This is a genomic window from Poriferisphaera corsica (genome assembly GCF_007747445.1).
Classification (GTDB): domain Bacteria; phylum Planctomycetota; class Phycisphaerae; order Phycisphaerales; family Phycisphaeraceae; genus Poriferisphaera; species Poriferisphaera corsica.
On the sequence record NZ_CP036425.1, the window covers coordinates 2,394,685 to 2,411,784 of the forward strand.

The following is a 17,100-nucleotide window of genomic DNA, read 5'->3' on the forward strand; positions in this document are numbered from 1 at the left end:
AGGACACATGTCCAGAACCGAGTCACTTGACTAAACATTAAATGCATAAAAGTTGCTAAGAAGACTTTTAACCAAAGGAAGGTATCGCGATGCATGCAAACCAACTTTTAAGAATGAAGAACACCGGTCGTTCTGCATTCACCTTGATCGAACTTCTCGTTGTCATATCTATTATTGCCCTTCTCATCGGCATCCTGCTCCCCGCTCTCGGCGCTGCTCGTAGAACAGCTATGAACATTCAATGTAAGAGCGGCATGCGTCAGTTTACAATCGCAATGGTTGCATACTCTGTAGATAACGACAGTAAATTTCCAACTGAGATGGGTATTGATCCAAATTCAGGCGCTACAGGCAAATTTCGCGAAAGATTTTGGTACAGCGAACCTGTCATCGGCAGCTATGTTCCAGGCGATGTCCAGCCTCTCGACGGCAACTCATACGGCGGCGGCATTTTTAGATGCCCAAGTGATGTTGATGACGCACAACGCTCCTACAGTATCAATATCTTCTCAACATCAGTGCCTGACTTTTACAAAACATCATATCCTGATGTTAATGAAGAAACCGTATTCACCGCTGACGCTAAAAAAGCTACAAGCGTAATTCTTTTCGGTGAAGCATATTGCCCATGGTGGAATGACGCAGGCGGTGGCGGTTGGTACTCCAGCCCATTCTTCGGTCACGTAGCACGGACCAGCCGTTTCGTCGGCATCGGCTACAGCGGTGGTCGTCTCGCGGGCAAAAACGTTCAATCTATCGTAGATTACAGCCGCCACATGGATATCGACGAGTTCACATGGAAAGGTGGCAGCAGTAACTGGTCATTTGTTGATGGCCACGTAGCAAACTACGCACCCGAAGAACTCATCGAAACTGATTCACCTCACCAGAGCCTCTACGAGATCCTTTGGTACCCAGACGAAGAAAGAATCGAAAGCCCATAACTTTCACATAATGGCTATAAAAAAAAGTCCATCATCATGATGGACTTTTTTTTATAGCCATACCTCAATCCAAAGATCACCACTCACAAAAAAAGCCACAATAATATGCGGCTTATCAAATACTAAATAAACGATCACCCCACCGGAGGCCCCGACGATTGCCGAATCACCAACTCTGCTCTCAACAACTGATTAGGCTTCACGCTCGCATCATTACGAAGCATATCAATCAGCGACGACAGTGCTGCATGCCCAACCTCAACCAAAGGTTGCCGCAACGTCGTCAGCGTTGGCGACAAGTACATCGCACTAGGCGGATCATCGACACCAACCACTGACAAATCTTTTGGTATTTCCAATCCCAACGTGATCGCAGTTTCATAAACATCAAGCACAAAATAATACCCAGCTGCAAACACTGCTGTTGGCCTGTTTGACGAAGCAAACACCGTACTCAATGAAATCTTCTCATTACGATCCAACCTCGCCCCATTAGCTTCCAACATAAAACGATCATTAACCTCAATCCCAAATTGCTCACACGCTTTTCGGAACCCCGCATAACGATCTGCATTATTACTCAACCTATGTGTACCACCCACATACGCGATACTTCGATGCCCTAATTGATACAGATGTTCAACCGCCTGATAGGCCATATCAACATTATCCACATCGATCGCTGGTAATTTCAGTGTCTCCCCCTTCGCCGCCACCACAACACCATTCGTCCCCTTATCCAACCTAGAACAAAAATAGTCCAGTTCATTTGCCGTCGGATTTACAAACACAAACGCATCATTACTCCCCATCATCTCGCTATCAAAATGCAACATCGTGAGTTCAGCATTCAACAAATTTGCTGCCTGACGAAGCCCATCAACGATCTGACTGTGAAAATAATCCCCGATCATTGATTCACGATGAAACACCAAGCCAATCTTGCTCAGCCGCTTCTTCCGCTTTTCTTGATCCAACTTATCAACTACAAATGTCCCCAACCCTTGCTTCCTATCCAACACACCATACGTCACCAGCTCTTGCATCGCTCGATGAGCCGTCACAACCGACACCGACAACTGCCGGCTTAGTTCCTTCGTACTACATATCCTCTCCCCCGGCTTAAACACCCCTTCATTGATCGCTTCAACCACAGCCTCCTTCACACATTCATGTAACGGCTGATTTTTATTTTGTACTGGTAATTTCAACTGATGCATAATCAAAATGCCCCTCAATGATCCCGATCAGCTCGTACTAAGACACGAATCTAGCACTCACCAAGCGCCTATCAATCCAGCCACACCGTGTTTATTTCAAACACTACCTGACATTCAGTCAGCCCTATCCACCCGCGAGTAAAATGCCGCTGCATACAGCATCCCCTACTTGAAGAAATGCCGATGCAGCCAGCGGTTCCCATCCTGTCATTCATGCATATTGCATGATAATTTTTCATCAATACAGGCCATTTAAACACCCCGCAAAGCCTCTTCGTAAGCTTATATGCTCATAAATTGACACAAAGATACAAGAGAAACTTAAGCCTTAAACTAACATACATTTAACGATCAAAGTATAACACCTTCATAGGTCTTATACTAGAATCTTTAAATGAATTTTTGACATTTTCCTATAACACTAACACCCTCAAATGTTTCAACAATAGGCCGATCGCGCAACAAATGTGACAATGTTAATCACTCATTGGCAAATGTTTACGTCATATATTTCTCACATCTGCTACCCCGTACCGCCAACCAATGCATGTCGTGACAATAGACCGCATTATCCACCATTTTATGATTGAAACTATAAGGCTTCACTGTTACATTGTTATAAATTCCATTGTTTTTCATGCCCACAATCCGGCACTCAAAACGAATAACGATGGAATCAAGATTGCAACACTGTTCGTTACTAAAACGCTTCCGGGATTTATTGATGGGGCCACTTTCCCCTCAGGAGATGTTTATGCTTTTCAAACGCTTCATGATCCTATTCATGACGCTCGCACTGACGATCTGCGGGCAACTTTCCGCTCAAGAAACCACCAATGACACACCGTGGGAATTTACCCTCAACGGCAAGGGCCTCGCCATCCGTTACGATGGCATCCCCATCACATGGAAATCCAGCCTCTACGTCGTCAAACCCGGCTGGACCGGCCTGATCTACAATCAAGGATCACGACCATTCCAAGTCACTCAAACAACCAACGAGCAAGGCCGACCCGTCTACACTGCCGTTGATCAAGATCCTAACTACCGCTCAACTTACACCATCACCAAAGTCGACAACGAAACACTCCGTGTTCAATACGACGGCGTCATGCTCACCGATCGCCCCGGCGAAATTGAATGCAACCTCGGTTACTTCAACGCCAACCTTTTCGCGAACCGCCCCTACAAAGCCTTCACCACCAAAGGCTACAAAACAGGCCACGTCCCCATCTTTCCCAAAACAAACAATCAGGTTGAGAACGATCTCGCTCAACATTTCAAAACCCTCACCTTCGACACACGCCTTGGCAAGCTCACACTCGACATCAAAACCGACCGTCAAGTGCGCTTCTTCGATGCGCGTCTTGATCCTCAGGAATGGGCCAAGCCCGTCCCACTCTTCTGGTGCGGCATCGGCGTTCCCGCTCGCCCCATCAGCCACGACAATCCACTCAATGTGGTCATGACCATCAAGATCACCCCCAACAAAAAGAACGTCGCTCCCACCAAAGAACTCACCATCACCCCTGCCCTCACAAAAATCAAAAACGCACGTACTTTCCCTGAAAAACAGCTTCTCGTTGTCCCACAACCAAAATCGATCGAAACCGCCGCAGGCACGATCTCGCTCAACGACAAACTCAATATCGCTATCTCACAGCCTCAAGGCGAAACCCGCCTCGAACCTGCCGCAAAGCGCATCCTCAAAACATACAACACAATTAGCCTCAACCCCGCCGTTATCACCAACTCTTCCGACAACACCACAATCATACGCATCAGCAATGATGCTCTAAGCGCTGATTACACAACAGACTTCGATCGTAATGCTCACTGGTTCAAGAACGAAGAAGGCCAGCAAGTCACCATCGACAACTCAGGCATCACTATCATCGCCCCATCAGCCCGCGGCGCCTTCTACGGCCTCCACACGCTCCGCCAAATCATCACACGCGACGCAGACGGCAACGCCTACGCTCAAAAACTCACCGTCAAAGACTTCCCAACCATGAAACGCCGTGGCGCACACTGGTTCCCATCTCTCAAGGGTGTCCCATTCCACGAAAAACTTATCGAACGCGTCATGGCCGGCAACAAGATGAACTATGCTGTCATCCAAGTCGACCACGCCACATGGAATTCATTCCCCGATCTCGCTGACAAGAAAAACGCTGTCCTCAACGAGGATCTCAAAGGTCTCGTAAAGCTCTGCCGTGAAAACTTTATCGAGCCTATCCCCCTACTCAACGTGCCCGGCCACGGTCAGTGGATGTTCCAGAACGGTCAAAACAAAGACATCGTCGAAGACCCCACCACTCCATACGCTTACTGCACCAAAAACCCCAAATCATACGAGTTCATTCAAACACTCATGGAAGAAGTCATCGAAGTCTTCCAGCCCAAAACCTTCCACCTCGGGCACGATGAAGTCACCATGCGTGGCCAATTCCCCAACCCCGACTGCAAATTCTGTGGCAATGAAACAGACGAAGAAGCAGCTTCTCGTCTCGTCGCAAACCATCTCACTAAACTCACCGATTGGCTCAAAGATCGCAACATCAAAACCATGATCTGGGGCGACATGATGCTCCACAAAGGCACCGACGACAACTTCGAAGCTCTCGCTCGTACCGCAGAAGCCGCCAAGTACATGCGTGATCATCTCCCCAAGGAAGTGGTCGTTGCCGATTGGCACTACAACGACAAAGGCCAATACCCCTCACTCAAGCAATTCCGTGATATGGGTAACAAAGTCATCGCATGCACATGGTTCAAACCCATGAACGTCTACCTCTTCACCAACGCTGCAAAAGAAGCCGGTATCGACGGCATCATGCAAACCACTTGGTGTGGTTACTACCCCACTGAATACACGATGGAGCGTGACTTCTATCAGTTCACTGCCTTCATCCTCGCAGCCGAATACAGTTGGTCTGACCGTACTGAAAAACCAACCGAACTCCCATACCTCGCTGCCGACATCTACAACACCGTCTACTCACCACGCGACCTACGCCCTCAAGACGGCCTGCTCGTTGATCTCCGCAAAGCTCAAACAGTCAACAAAACCAAATGGACCAACTTCGCCCCCGGCTGGAACGTCGCGTCTCTCCCCGGCGGTGAAAACAAGCTCGAAGGCATCACCTTCAATACCTCAGGCTCCAAAGCTGTCGTCATCGGCAACTCTCTCATGTCCCCCAAAGAATCACTCACCAAACTCACGATCAAACTCGACAACGTCAAAGCCAAGCAACTCGCCGTCCTCAATGGTTCACTCTGGGCTCTCGCTCGCGACACCACAATCACCAAAGTCATCTACAACTACGCAGACGGTTCAGCCAACTCCCAATCACTCATCACTGAAGTCAACTCCGGCGGCCTCATGCAGACCCTCGAAATGCGTAAAGCCGTCAAAGCTTGGAAACACATCACCCCACAAAAACGTGAAATGCACCTTTGGCTAACCGAAGTCACCAACCCTGAACCCGACAAGGCGATCTCATCCATCACCTTCGTCCCAGGCTCACGTATGTCCGGCTGGTACCTCGCAGCACTCACAATCCTCCAATAACTCAACTTCTAACATTAAATTAGAACCTCCATAAAGATAAGACCTCCCACATTTCAGGGAGGTCTTGTTTTTTTCTATCATTTTCACACGCATTTCCGCTATATACCCAATCTCATCAATTGGCTAAACGGCAGCAGCGTCATATCAATCACAAACTTCTGCCATTGGCTCAACTCTTTCCGCCAACGCTCATCCGTCAAACAAGCAAGATCTTGCTTCTTAGAGTACGTCGAAAAATCCCATTTAATATCACCCGACTGCTGATGTTTTTTCAAAATATGCTCCCCTTGTTTATCTTGCTGAACCAACATGTTTAGCAGTGTTCCCCGATTCCCACCAATATAGCAATGATCTTTTTCCCAGTAACTCAACTGCCCCTCATCAAACGCAACCCCCAGCTCCTGACTCACCCGTTGCAATTCACCGGCAGTATCCGCTTTTAACTTCTCATACGACAACACACTCACCGGCTCAAACCCACTACGCTTAATAATTTTCCGCATCCGCACTTCTTCATGCGCATACGACCGTAAAGTTTTCATAAATCCACCATGAACATTCTTCCGTAACGCACTTGCAACCAATGCCCGCATATCTCTCTGCAAATACAAGACCACCGGCCGTATCCGTTGGTGACGTTGCCACTCAAACGTTTTCCGACTCCCATTAACCACCAACACCTTCTTTCCCGTCACTTCCGCCAACTGCAAAAACACATCCGCACTTTCATCATTCACATCTACCTTTGGCCACACCTCACAACCTGTATCATGTGTCACACACTCCGCATAGCCTTGCCCCTTATAAATCACATCCCGGTACTCACCGATCGAAAACGCATCCTCGCCAGCACCCAACATCAGATTCAACCATGTACCACCCGAAAACGGCAACGACATAACATTAATAATGGTGATCACAGGTGCAGACATGAAGTACTCATCCCTCTTCAAACTGTTTTGACAACTGACTTTTATTTAATCTCAAGCGCACGTCTCTCGACAGAACGATTGCCCTTCGCCCCTTCAACGACATCAAAAAGCACCTGTTCATACCCATCAACCATTTTTTCAAACACGAACTGTTCACGTGTACTCATTGCAATCTCACTCATCGCATCTAGATCCGCATAACACATCTCACCCAATTTCTCACAAAAATCATCGACGCTCCCCGACTCAAATATCCTCCCCCAGCCATACCGCTCTATCAGCTCCTCATGCGGCCCAATCCTCGATCCCAACATTGGCAAGCCATGCGACATCGCTTCAATCGTCACATTACCAAATCCCTCTTCTCGGGATGTCGATACAAAAAACTCAGCATTCTCATATAACCACGCTTTATCCAAACCAACCCTTGTTCCCAGCATCTTCACCAAGTCGCCTACCCCCAGTTCATCTATCAATCGCTTAGTCGATTCAAACGCCCCGCCATCCCCTACCATCAAATACACAAGACCTTCCTTCTCAAACATCTCGCGCATTTTACTGACACCTCGTACCGCCAACTCGGGCCGCTTCACCGCAGCAACCCGCGCTAAATGCAAAATAAATTTCCGCCCACCAATCTCCTCTAAAAATTCAGGCTCGTGTTCCTTCACCAACTCCCTCATCCGATCCAACTCATCCAAATCAATCCCGTTATACACCGTCTCAATCCGAGGCCACGGCTTGTCCATCACCTCATGCAGCCGCCCCGTTAACCAATCCGAGATCGACACAATCGCATCCGCGCCCTCATACCCACGCTTAATCACACCACTAACGCGCATCTTCTTCAAACCATGATAATTTGGATACAGATCCCCCCCTCGTGGAGTCGTTAGCACAGGTACACCGCTTAATCGCCGAAACAGATTCGCAGCATATCCATTCGGGTATGCATAGAATGACAAAACTACATCAAATCGATGACGGCGATGAGCCTTCAATAGCGGCCACACCAATACCTCCGGCCACATATTCTGCTTCGGTGGCCTTAAGTACTGTATCACCTCATAACTAAACTCAGGCATCTCCCCCTTTGACTTCCCAGCCAACACCACAACCTCATGTCCACGCTTCCCCAATTCAATCGCCAATAAATCTACATCTCGTTCCGCGCCACCTACCTCTGGATAAAAATTCGGTGTAAACAAGCATATCTTCATATGGAGCCTAACCCCCCTTTCTGTCATTAGGCTCATCCTATATTTACACTAATTTCTTCGCCCCGTGTTATTCACCTAGTCTCTTTCCCTCTCTTTCCAAACACACAAAGACTATATCGCTCTCCTACATTATCAAACACCAACATCCACACCGTCATACACAGTCGCCATCTCCTTCACTAATCCTTTCACCTTCTCCACCAACTCACGCGGCTCAATCACTTTGCAATGCGGCCCCATCCCCATAACCCACCAAACAATCTCATCCAACCCATCCACCTCACATCTGAACTCCAATCCGCCATCTTCCAAATACACCAACTCCTGCGTCTTGTGCCATCGTGTATCCGCTACAGTCTCCGCAAAACCCGCATCAAAACGCAAAACAACCTCATGCCTTTTCTTCCCACGAATCATCCGCCACGCATTCCCCAAGTGCGTCGCCACCTCAAAATCTTTTGGCATCACAAATTTCTTGTCTAACTCTTGGATAGTTGCAAACCGTTGCAACTTCAAACATCTCACCTCACCGCGCCCACTATGCATCCCATACACGTACCAAGCCCGCTTCCCAAAATAAAGCGTATAAGGCTCAAACTCAAAAGCCCCCCCCTCACCGCCACCCACCGATTCGTACTCACACTCCAACACCACACGATCCACAATCGCATCCCTCACGCGCTCATACACATCCCTCACCTCTTCCCCCTCGCTACTCGCCGCCAGATGCACCCCAATATGCCTGTCCATCTCGCTCAGCTCTCGCCTTAGCTCATCACCCATCTGACTCTTCAGCTTCATCACCGCCCGGCTTGCCGGCTCGATAAACGGAATCTGACCACCATCCGCAATATGGCTCAACAATGTACACACTGCCAACCCTTCCTCATACGTCAACTCAACCGGCGGCATGAAAAACGCATCGCTCACACGATACCCTCCACTCCCATGGTCAAAAAACACCGGTATCCCCGTCTCCTGCAACGTTTCAATATCACGGAAAATCGTCCGCTTCGCCACGCCATAACGCCCAGCCAACACATCCGCATTCACACCATCTTCCGCACGAATCATTGTCAGCTCACCCAATAAACGGTAGATCTTCTTGTATTCTTTGCTCATCGCCAAATACTCCCATACTGAATACCCACATCATACCGCCACCTATATAAAACAAGAACTCCACTTTTCAGTAGAGCCCTTGTCTCCCCCACACCATCCAATCTCAACCCAATAGCCACTCAACACATTGGCCACAATCTCCCCATCTTCTCCAGCCACGTCCCCTTTGCACCCCGCACTTGCTTACGCTTTCTCTACGTACTCCCAACAACCTACGCCTTACCACCACCATCCGCGAATATCACTTCCAATACCTCTCGCCCATAATCTTCCGTCACCAACACACGCCGCTTCCTCAAATCCGCATTCGGCAAAAGCTCGCCCAATTTCTCAATCACCGCTTCACCTGTCCCCGCCTCACACACCATCTCACCATCATGCATCACCCGTAACGTTGCAAACTCATTCATCACCGCCAACTGGCGATTCATTTGGCTTGTCACCAATTCAATCCCATAATCACGCAGCACCTTATTCGCAATATCAACCCCGCTTCGGCTCGTCACCGAACGACTATTAAGTGTTACCATCACATCACTCCCTGATTTACGCATCAATACCATATGCAGCCTCGCTGTAGATCCAAAATAATTACTTCAACTTACCCGTTCCCCATACACACACGGGCATCACACAAACAACACAAAACAAGCACAGTTGCATCCTAAGCAAATCATCATGCTTACAAGAAGTAAACACAACAAATCTGCCGTAAGACATAACTGCCTCACACAACACACACCTTCATCAGCAACCAACAAATATGTACGTCAACATGAACCGTCGAATCATTTAAATGATTCTCACAGAAACAGATAGTGACACCACTCCCAGGCTTTGCAGCCATACTCCCTCGTGACCAACCAAACTATTAAACCAACCAAAACCAGCTAGAAAATGATTCGCAGCAACGCCGCGTTTTGTCATTCATTATTTTTTTCTACAGGCATTATAACAAGTGAAACCCATCTTGTAACCTTTAACTCGATCATTCCACAACTCTATTTTACCATACCTACACGATACCCCTATTTTTACAGCTTATTTACACATAATTATAGAATATTTAGCCTAACCTTCTGTTAGACTTATCAATCACACTCAAGACCACACCCCTCACAATCTCTTTTCTCCGCAAAAGCAATGAAATACCTCAGCAGCCCTGACAGTTACATTACCATGACCTCACCACATACAGACGAGCCAGCCACCATGATTCAATCCACATGCCACACACCCGCCATGTTCAATACCGCAAACATCAACAACCTCACCTCACTTTGGCAAACCGCTGCCGCACCCTTCAACAAAGTCGAGCACACCCCGCACTTCTCCTATCTCTTCACCCCCAATTCAGATTGGCCCAACCGCCTGTGGCTCACCGTCGATTCATCTACACACCCCATCAAGCAATCACTCACCAAAATCAACCAAATCCTCCCCTCGATCCCTGCGCACATGACCATCTCCTTTTTCAACCTCACCTCCGATCACACCCACGAGCAGGCTTTCCTCGATGCCAGCTTCACACGTCGTTCAACCCAAACCGCCATGGTTCAGCCACTCCACAACACACCTCAATTTCCTGCCCCCCACACCCACCGCAAACCACTCAACATCATCCGCGTCAACACACCCGCCCTCGCCCACCAATGGTCATCCATCTACCCGCACGCCTTCAAATACCAGATCCCTGAACACCTGCTCAGCCAAACCTATGATGACATCCAATACTACCTCGCCCTGCACGAAGACGCCCCCGTCGGCACAGCGGTTTTGCATATCACACACCATGCCAATACCGAAAGCAACGACGAAATAACCTACAAAATCGCAGGGATTCACTGTCTCGGCATCCATCCCGATCATCAACGCAACGGCTTCGCGCGCCAACTCATGCACTTCCTCCTCAATCAGGCCATCTCCCAAAACGCCACACACGCCACCCTCCAAGCCTCAGACGTCGGCCTCCCTCTTTACCAATCACTTCATTTCACCCCCCAGTTCACAATCCAAAACTATCAACGATCAACCCCATAATCCCCTCCCCCCCATCATTTCACCCTCATCCCATTCTATCCCCACCTCTACCGCCCCCCCCTCTCCCTCACCCCCCATCTCACATCCCCTCTATACGAGTGATTTCCAGCGAGCTACTTAATTAATAAACCCAGCGAATCAGCCATTCACCTCCAAACGATTGACCACCTGTCCCATTCACAATCAGATCACATTGATTGGCATCACCCCATGACAGCAATCAAACATTCAAACATCCATCTATCTAATCATTAGTTATGGCGTATCAACAACATGAGACATCAATAAGCCGTGCTCTGCGATCGCCACGCAATCCAATCAACTCGGACAAATCAACGACTCTCACCAGCCACCCCTCATTCCCAGCAATTCAAACGCCAAATACATCTCATGCCGCGACAGAATTTGGAATTATTGATCCATCTCACCACCATTCGCCATGACCGATTCATCATCTTCAGTCAGCTTACGAGCGTACAAAACATTAACTCCATCCGTCGTATACATGGATACAGAATGCGCCGAGCAAATCGCATGCCACTTCACGATAAATTTCAAACGCGCGCACAATGCAAAACTACAAATCAATCCTCGCACACTTTGACCCCAACCCACACACAACCTGACAGCCAACATGTGAAACTCAAATCAACGCTCAACAGGTGCGCACAAAAAAAGCCGCCCTTTCGTAAAGGCAGCTTCTTAATCAAGTTAATCGGGGTGAAAGGATTTGAACCTTCGACCTCACGCCCCCCAGACGTGCGCTCTAACCAAGCTGAGCTACACCCCGCTATCAACACGTTGAACCAATGGGCACACGAATATCGCGAAATCCATCGATTAAGTTAACAGTCTAGTGACCCCACTCACTTTCGGCAAGTCTCACCTAAATATCCACAAACCTCTGAATGACAACTATTTAGCAGGTTTTACCCCGCGATAACACACTGCAATCCCAAACGTCATCGCCTTCTGTTTAATCCCCTCAAACCCCGCCTCGTTCATCATTCCCACCATCTGCTCTCGCCCGATGAATGTATTCACACTCTTCGGTAAGTACTTGTAAGCACCACTCTTATCACGAGCAATCATCGCCGCCGTCCGCGGCATCACATGCCGAAAATAAAAGTTATAACCCATTAAAAGCAAAGGGTTTGTCGGCAAACTGAACTCCAAAACAATCAACCTTCCCCCAGGCTTCAGTACACGACAAAACTCACCCATCGCCACCTTCGGCCGCGCAACGTTACGTATGCCGAATGCAATACTTACAACATCTACACTCTCATCTTCCGCCGGCAAACGCATCGCATCTCCCGCTTGATATGAGATGCGGTTCTGGTATTCGGTGCCCATACTTTTATGCCGAGCAACTTTCAGCATGTTTTCTGTAAAGTCTATGCCAATAACCTGTTGCGCGCCGCCGTCGATGAAGGCCATCGACAAATCTCCCGTCCCGCACGCCACATCCATCACCACATCCCCCCGCAATGTCGCAGCCGTATCGACAAAACCCCCGAAATTATCACTAACCTCTTGTTCACACTGCTCTTGTGTGCGAAGGGTTGCCATCTTCACCGCCGCCCGACGCCATGCCTGATCTCGCCACATCGAGTGAACCCGATTATTGATGTCATAACTCTCAGCAATTGCGCTGAACATCTGCTCAACCCGTATTGCCTTATCTTCAGCTTCATGCGGGTTTTGCGCTAAATCTCGATCTGTCCACGCCGGGTCTTTTTCCATCGATTACCTATTCCCTGCAGCGTCCGTTGGTGTGAAATCAACAACACAAAACATCTCAAACATTTTAGCATCTACCGCAAATTCCTGCACTTACGTTCTTTCTTAACATTCTAATCGTTGATTAGAAGGCATATCGTGACACCCCTAATAAAAGTAAAATCTTTTGGGTAAGGATTTGGCATTTTCAACAAGCAATCCAATGTAAACATACACATCATGCTGTCACAAAAATCGAGACATAAGTGAGCTGAAAGTCGATTCGCACTATAAATATAGAGGTATCTAGACCATACTTCGTGGTTATTTTCGGTGTTAATCTATGCTGCAAACAACAGCAGATTTATATGGGAAGTGTTTGTTGAAGTAGCAACGTAACAGTTTAATAGTCAACGCGACGGGTATTTGCGAAAAATTCCCTATTTTTTGGCAGGTAACTTCGCGTCGGGAAGTTTCGCGAGTTCATTCAGAACGCTGATTTGATAATTCTTTTGAGCATAGATGTATCGGCCGGGCGTATCGTAGTCTGGATAGTCCTTCCTAATGTAACCCGTCAGTTCTTTGATTCGCGTATTGGGGATGGGGTGGGTTTGTAGAAATTCAATCCCCATACCCGCAGCGGCTTCTCGTCTTAGAATTTCCATCACTTGAACCTGAGCGTACGGGTTATAGCCGATGCGGGTCATGTACCGGAGACCGAGACGGTCAGCTTCGAGTTCGTGGCCACGTGAGAAGGCGAGAACCGTGAGATTGCCACCAACACCGACGCCAACCCCCATCCATTCCAAGGTTTGGTCATCATTAACACCGCCCGCGACACCGAGACCGATGGCGGCGCCTGTGACGAGTAGATGCTGAAAAAGACGGTCATTTAAGTGACGTGCTGTAACATGCCCGATCTCGTGACCAAGGATTCCGGCAAGCTGAGCTTCGTTGGTGAGTTGCTGAAGCATGCCGCGGGTGACAAAGACTTTGCCGCCGGGAAGGGCGAACGCATTGACGATATTGTCGTTGACCACGAAAAATTCCCATGGAAGCTCTGGCTCTTCGCTGACTGCTGCGAGGCGATTGCCGAGATCGGTCACATAGGTGCGGATTTCATCGGAAGGAATTTCACCGCCAAGCTGCTTGACGAGTTTAGGGGCCTCAGTCGCACCGATGTCGCGTTCTTCTTGGGGTGAAAGGACATTAGGCTGAGAGCGGCCGGTTGCTTTGTTGGTTGAGCAAGCTGCGAGTGTGAAAAATAAAAGCAGGCATACTAATAAGGGGACGATTGATTTGAAAAAAACTGATTGAATCATGAATGACGACTCCGAAGCTGGATGGTGCCCTGCTCTGCTGTGATATGTGATCGTACATGTCTGTTTTACTACATCATTTTTACTGAAGTGAACGGTAGAACAAGTGGCGGATTACGAGCAGTCGAGGGTAAAAATGGCGGATCAGATTGGGCGTAAAAGTGTGGGTTTTATTTCCGGATTACAAAATCACAAGTCATGATTTTTTATCGGTTTAGGGAAATATTGAGGCGAGTATGTTATGGGATATGTCCAGAAAGATTATTGGACGTGAAATGGTAGGTGGATTGCGTATAACAAGGCGGTTTTAGGGCAATTTGAGGGGGGTTTAATATATATCCGGACGTGGAGAGCGGGAGGGAAGATGGCAGTGGAGAAAAAGTGCGGATTTGATCGATGAATATGGTGTCAGCAATGACGCCTCTCTGACCAAAGGAATGGTCACTAACAATTTGGAAAGCGGAATTAAACAAGGACGTTTGCATTCGCTCAGGAATCGGCCGCAAGGCTTAGGATTCACAGATCTGGAGTGAGTACCTATGGCGAACCGTCGCAATGTCCTTCAAGAACGTTTTTTCAACGCACTGATTAGTGGTGACCGCACCGAAGCAAGAAGTATTGTGAGTGAAGCACTGGACGCTGAATGCTCAGCGGAAGTGATTTTGTCACACCTGTTCTGGCCTACCGTTGAGATGGTCCAGAATCTACACCGCAATGATCAGATCACGAACCTGTCTTACCACTATGCAACACGCCTACTTCGCGGTTTAGTGGATCAGATGCAGCTTCGTCTGGAAATGAAAGCATCACGCGGCGAGATTATCTTGCTGACGTGTGGTGAGGAAGAGTCAGAAGAATTAGCGGCGCAGATGGCGTCGGATCTTCTGGAAGCGGATGGCTACACAGTATTCTTCTGTGGTGGCGGAATCGCAAACGATGAATTGGTTGAGCAGTTGGGAACGGTTCAGGCAGACAAGCTGCTTGTGTTCGGTGCCATGCCGGCAACGGTTCCTCAGACGCGTCTGCTGATCGACCGGTTACACGAAATTGGTGTCTGCCCGAATGTCCAGATTATTGTTGGCGGCGGTGTGTTTAACCGTGCTGACGGATTGGCTGAAGAAATTGGTGCTGATCTTTGGGCGAAGACGCCAAGCGAGTTGGTCCAAGTGATGAACGACAAGCCAGCACGCCGCATGACAGACGACCAACGTACGGTTGGCCGCAAGCGTCGCCCGGGTATGGCAGCCGCCTGAAGGGCATAGCCCATCTCCCCCCACCCCCTTTTCCCCCTTGCCTCTTTTCTATTACTTCCATCCGGAAGCTGGCAACACGGCGAAATAGGTTTTGGGTTGAAGTTCGCAAGACTTCAAATAGGCTGGATGGGATAACAAAACGAAATACAAGGGGCTGGGATAAATCCAGATCAAGCAAACGTCGCATCCATGATGCGGCGTTTGTTTTTATAGACCATTACGAGGAAATACTGTTTTTTAAGAGGCAATTGGCGTGATGATGGTTTCTTCTACGAGCGATTGAACTTGGGATAGATCATACTCGGCAACGCCGATCTGGGCAGCGTTTGCAGTGGCGATCGCGAGAGCTGATCGCAGGAGTTGATCTGCGGGGAGGTTTCGCATCTGGGCATCGATAAGGCCTGCGAGCATCGTGTCGCCGCAACCGACGGTGTTGATAATCTGATCGGGATTGATATCGACGTGACCTTTATAGGCATTGCCTTGTGGGTCGATGAGGATGGCGCCATCTGAGCCGAGGGTGACAACAACCCACTCGACACGTGTGGCGAGAAGACGGGCAGCATTCAGTATTTCATCAAAGGTATTGAATGAGGGAAGATTAAGCAGGTCGGCGAGTTCCTGTTGGTTGGGCTTGGCCATGTAACAGATTTTTTGAGCGGGTTGGGATGGAGAAGATTGGGACGAATCGATATTCAGGATATGCCGAAGGGCGTGGCCGTCGATGTCGAGGATGACACGAGAGCCTGCGGAGAAGGCGATGTTGACGAGCGTATAGAAATCGGCGAGATCAATACCTTCTGGGAGGGAGCCAGAAAAAACGAGGATGGATTCGGGCCGCGCGAGAAGGCCGATTTTTGTGGTGATGCGCCCGAGATTGTGGGAATTAATGGTGTAGCCTTCGGTGCGGATGTGGGTGTCGGAATTATTGGCGGTATCGATGATGGTGATATTTTCGCGTGTGGAGCCGGGAACTGTGAGAAGTTGGTTCCTGATAGAGCCGGGCTCGGCATCCCGAAGCGACTGTTCAAATTCATCGGCATGCTGCTGGCCGACAAAGCCAGTTGCGACACTCATCCAGCCGAGCCGCGCAAGGGTTCGGGAGACGTTGATGCCCTTACCGGCGGGGTAACGTAGAAGTTGGGTCGCCCGCGTGTGCGAGCCGACGGTGAAATTGTCGGCTTGAAGAACACGATCGCTGGCTGTATTCAGCGTGACGGTGATAATGGAAAGGCTTTTGCTCATTGAAAGATGATTTTATCACACCTTGGCAAAATATGCGGGTTAAGTGGGATTAAGCAGGGTATCCCTGATAACCGATATAAGTGATAGCGTTTAACTTTGATCATGATCAGGGGTATGCCATGTATCACGTACCTGAAAGACGGAAAGATTTACGAATTCGCATTGCGAGGTCGGTGAAGATTTACAATCACCTGACAGGGAAGTATCTGGCTGGAAAAACGCTGGATGTTTCTGCTGGAGGAGCGATGATTGTGTTTGGTCAGCATGCGAAGCTGCATCCAGGCCAGAGGATACAGGTGGGTATCGCCCGAGATGCGAGACAAGCATTGCTTGCAGCGGAGGACATGTTGGATGCAACCGTTATAAGAAGCTTGTCGCAGTCTTTAGGTGTGAGGGTTGCAATAGAATTTGATGAAAGACGTTCTATGAGTAAGGCTGCGTGATATTGAAGCAAAACGAAGTGAATATGCATTAGATCAGATTTTCCTTGATTTATAATGGTATAGCGC

General features: G+C 48.7%; 13 protein-coding genes and 1 tRNA gene. 5 read left to right on the forward strand and 9 right to left on the reverse strand.

The genetic code is table 11. The features are described 5' to 3' along the window. Nucleotides 1-89: 89 nt before the first annotated feature. The gene (locus KS4_RS09885; RefSeq protein WP_145077524.1) at nucleotides 90-944 is read left to right on the forward strand and encodes a prepilin-type N-terminal cleavage/methylation domain-containing protein; all 855 of its coding nucleotides are present in this window, start codon (nucleotides 90-92) and stop codon (nucleotides 942-944) included. A gap of 134 nt (nucleotides 945-1,078) precedes the next feature. Here KS4_RS09885 and KS4_RS09890 read toward each other — a convergent pair whose 3' ends face one another. Next, nucleotides 1,079-2,164 (reverse strand): substrate-binding domain-containing protein, encoded by a 1,086-nt coding sequence (locus tag KS4_RS09890; RefSeq protein ID WP_145077525.1) that lies wholly within the window; start codon nucleotides 2,162-2,164, stop codon nucleotides 1,079-1,081. A 754-nt stretch (nucleotides 2,165-2,918) separates the two neighbouring features. Between KS4_RS09890 and KS4_RS09895 the strand changes: the two genes are divergently transcribed. After that, complete coding sequence (locus tag KS4_RS09895; protein ID WP_200761136.1) at nucleotides 2,919-5,738, forward strand: family 20 glycosylhydrolase; 2,820 nt, start codon at nucleotides 2,919-2,921, stop codon at nucleotides 5,736-5,738. Nucleotides 5,739-5,836: 98 nt separating this feature from the next. Here KS4_RS09895 and KS4_RS09900 read toward each other — a convergent pair whose 3' ends face one another. The 4 genes from KS4_RS09900 to KS4_RS09915 all read right to left on the reverse strand — a co-directional run bounded on the left by KS4_RS09900 (nucleotide 5,837) and on the right by KS4_RS09915 (nucleotide 9,575). Next, nucleotides 5,837-6,670, reverse strand: a complete 834-nt coding sequence (locus KS4_RS09900) for a hypothetical protein (protein ID WP_145077529.1) — start codon at nucleotides 6,668-6,670, stop codon at nucleotides 5,837-5,839. Nucleotides 6,671-6,711: 41 nt separating this feature from the next. Further along, the gene (locus KS4_RS09905) at nucleotides 6,712-7,890 is read right to left on the reverse strand and encodes a glycosyltransferase family 4 protein (protein ID WP_200761137.1); all 1,179 of its coding nucleotides are present in this window, start codon (nucleotides 7,888-7,890) and stop codon (nucleotides 6,712-6,714) included. 132 nt (nucleotides 7,891-8,022) lie between these two features. Further along, nucleotides 8,023-9,012 carry a helix-turn-helix transcriptional regulator gene (locus KS4_RS09910; protein WP_145077533.1) on the reverse strand — a complete coding sequence of 330 codons (990 nt, stop codon included), beginning with the start codon at nucleotides 9,010-9,012 and terminating at the stop codon, nucleotides 8,023-8,025. Between the two features lie 212 nt (nucleotides 9,013-9,224). Continuing rightward, nucleotides 9,225-9,575, reverse strand: coding sequence for a hypothetical protein (locus tag KS4_RS09915; protein WP_145077535.1), 351 nt, complete (start codon nucleotides 9,573-9,575; stop codon nucleotides 9,225-9,227). Between the two features lie 649 nt (nucleotides 9,576-10,224). Between KS4_RS09915 and KS4_RS09920 the strand changes: the two genes are divergently transcribed. Beyond that, nucleotides 10,225-11,052, forward strand: a complete 828-nt coding sequence (locus KS4_RS09920) for a GNAT family N-acetyltransferase (RefSeq protein ID WP_200761138.1) — start codon at nucleotides 10,225-10,227, stop codon at nucleotides 11,050-11,052. Nucleotides 11,053-11,767: 715 nt separating this feature from the next. On the opposite strand, the gene KS4_RS09925 is transcribed toward KS4_RS09920, so the two are convergent. The 3 genes from KS4_RS09925 to KS4_RS09935 all read right to left on the reverse strand — a co-directional run bounded on the left by KS4_RS09925 (nucleotide 11,768) and on the right by KS4_RS09935 (nucleotide 14,096). Then, nucleotides 11,768-11,842, reverse strand: a tRNA-Pro gene (locus tag KS4_RS09925). Nucleotides 11,843-11,967: 125 nt separating this feature from the next. Further along, nucleotides 11,968-12,798 (reverse strand): ubiquinone/menaquinone biosynthesis methyltransferase, encoded by an 831-nt coding sequence (locus KS4_RS09930; protein ID WP_145077539.1) that lies wholly within the window; start codon nucleotides 12,796-12,798, stop codon nucleotides 11,968-11,970. A gap of 416 nt (nucleotides 12,799-13,214) precedes the next feature. Continuing rightward, nucleotides 13,215-14,096, reverse strand: a complete 882-nt coding sequence (locus tag KS4_RS09935; protein ID WP_145077541.1) for a M48 family metallopeptidase — start codon at nucleotides 14,094-14,096, stop codon at nucleotides 13,215-13,217. Nucleotides 14,097-14,632: 536 nt separating this feature from the next. On the opposite strand from KS4_RS09935, the gene KS4_RS09940 reads away from it, so the two are divergent. Beyond that, nucleotides 14,633-15,346 (forward strand): cobalamin B12-binding domain-containing protein, encoded by a 714-nt coding sequence (locus KS4_RS09940; protein WP_145077543.1) that lies wholly within the window; start codon nucleotides 14,633-14,635, stop codon nucleotides 15,344-15,346. A 237-nt stretch (nucleotides 15,347-15,583) separates the two neighbouring features. Here KS4_RS09940 and KS4_RS09945 read toward each other — a convergent pair whose 3' ends face one another. Next, entirely contained in the window at nucleotides 15,584-16,591 is a 1,008-nt protein-coding gene (locus KS4_RS09945; protein ID WP_145077545.1) for a 1-phosphofructokinase family hexose kinase, read from the reverse strand. Between the two features lie 119 nt (nucleotides 16,592-16,710). Here KS4_RS09945 and KS4_RS09950 point away from each other — a divergent pair, with 119 nt between their 5' ends. Then, nucleotides 16,711-17,034, forward strand: a complete 324-nt coding sequence (locus tag KS4_RS09950) for a PilZ domain-containing protein (protein ID WP_145077547.1) — start codon at nucleotides 16,711-16,713, stop codon at nucleotides 17,032-17,034. The last annotated feature ends 66 nt before the right edge of the window (nucleotides 17,035-17,100 follow it).

Coding starts and splice junctions, on each gene's coding strand:
- KS4_RS09885 (WP_145077524.1), top strand. CDS start 90: ATGCATGCAAACCAACTTTTAAGAATGAAGAACACCGGTCGTTCTGCA.
- KS4_RS09890 (WP_145077525.1), bottom strand. CDS start 2,164: ATGCATCAGTTGAAATTACCAGTACAAAATAAAAATCAGCCGTTACAT.
- KS4_RS09895 (WP_200761136.1), top strand. CDS start 2,919: ATGCTTTTCAAACGCTTCATGATCCTATTCATGACGCTCGCACTGACG.
- KS4_RS09900 (WP_145077529.1), bottom strand. CDS start 6,670: ATGTCTGCACCTGTGATCACCATTATTAATGTTATGTCGTTGCCGTTT.
- KS4_RS09905 (WP_200761137.1), bottom strand. CDS start 7,890: ATGAAGATATGCTTGTTTACACCGAATTTTTATCCAGAGGTAGGTGGC.
- KS4_RS09910 (WP_145077533.1), bottom strand. CDS start 9,012: ATGAGCAAAGAATACAAGAAGATCTACCGTTTATTGGGTGAGCTGACA.
- KS4_RS09915 (WP_145077535.1), bottom strand. CDS start 9,575: ATGGTATTGATGCGTAAATCAGGGAGTGATGTGATGGTAACACTTAAT.
- KS4_RS09920 (WP_200761138.1), top strand. CDS start 10,225: ATGATTCAATCCACATGCCACACACCCGCCATGTTCAATACCGCAAAC.
- KS4_RS09930 (WP_145077539.1), bottom strand. CDS start 12,798: ATGGAAAAAGACCCGGCGTGGACAGATCGAGATTTAGCGCAAAACCCG.
- KS4_RS09935 (WP_145077541.1), bottom strand. CDS start 14,096: ATGATTCAATCAGTTTTTTTCAAATCAATCGTCCCCTTATTAGTATGC.
- KS4_RS09940 (WP_145077543.1), top strand. CDS start 14,633: ATGGCGAACCGTCGCAATGTCCTTCAAGAACGTTTTTTCAACGCACTG.
- KS4_RS09945 (WP_145077545.1), bottom strand. CDS start 16,591: ATGAGCAAAAGCCTTTCCATTATCACCGTCACGCTGAATACAGCCAGC.
- KS4_RS09950 (WP_145077547.1), top strand. CDS start 16,711: ATGTATCACGTACCTGAAAGACGGAAAGATTTACGAATTCGCATTGCG.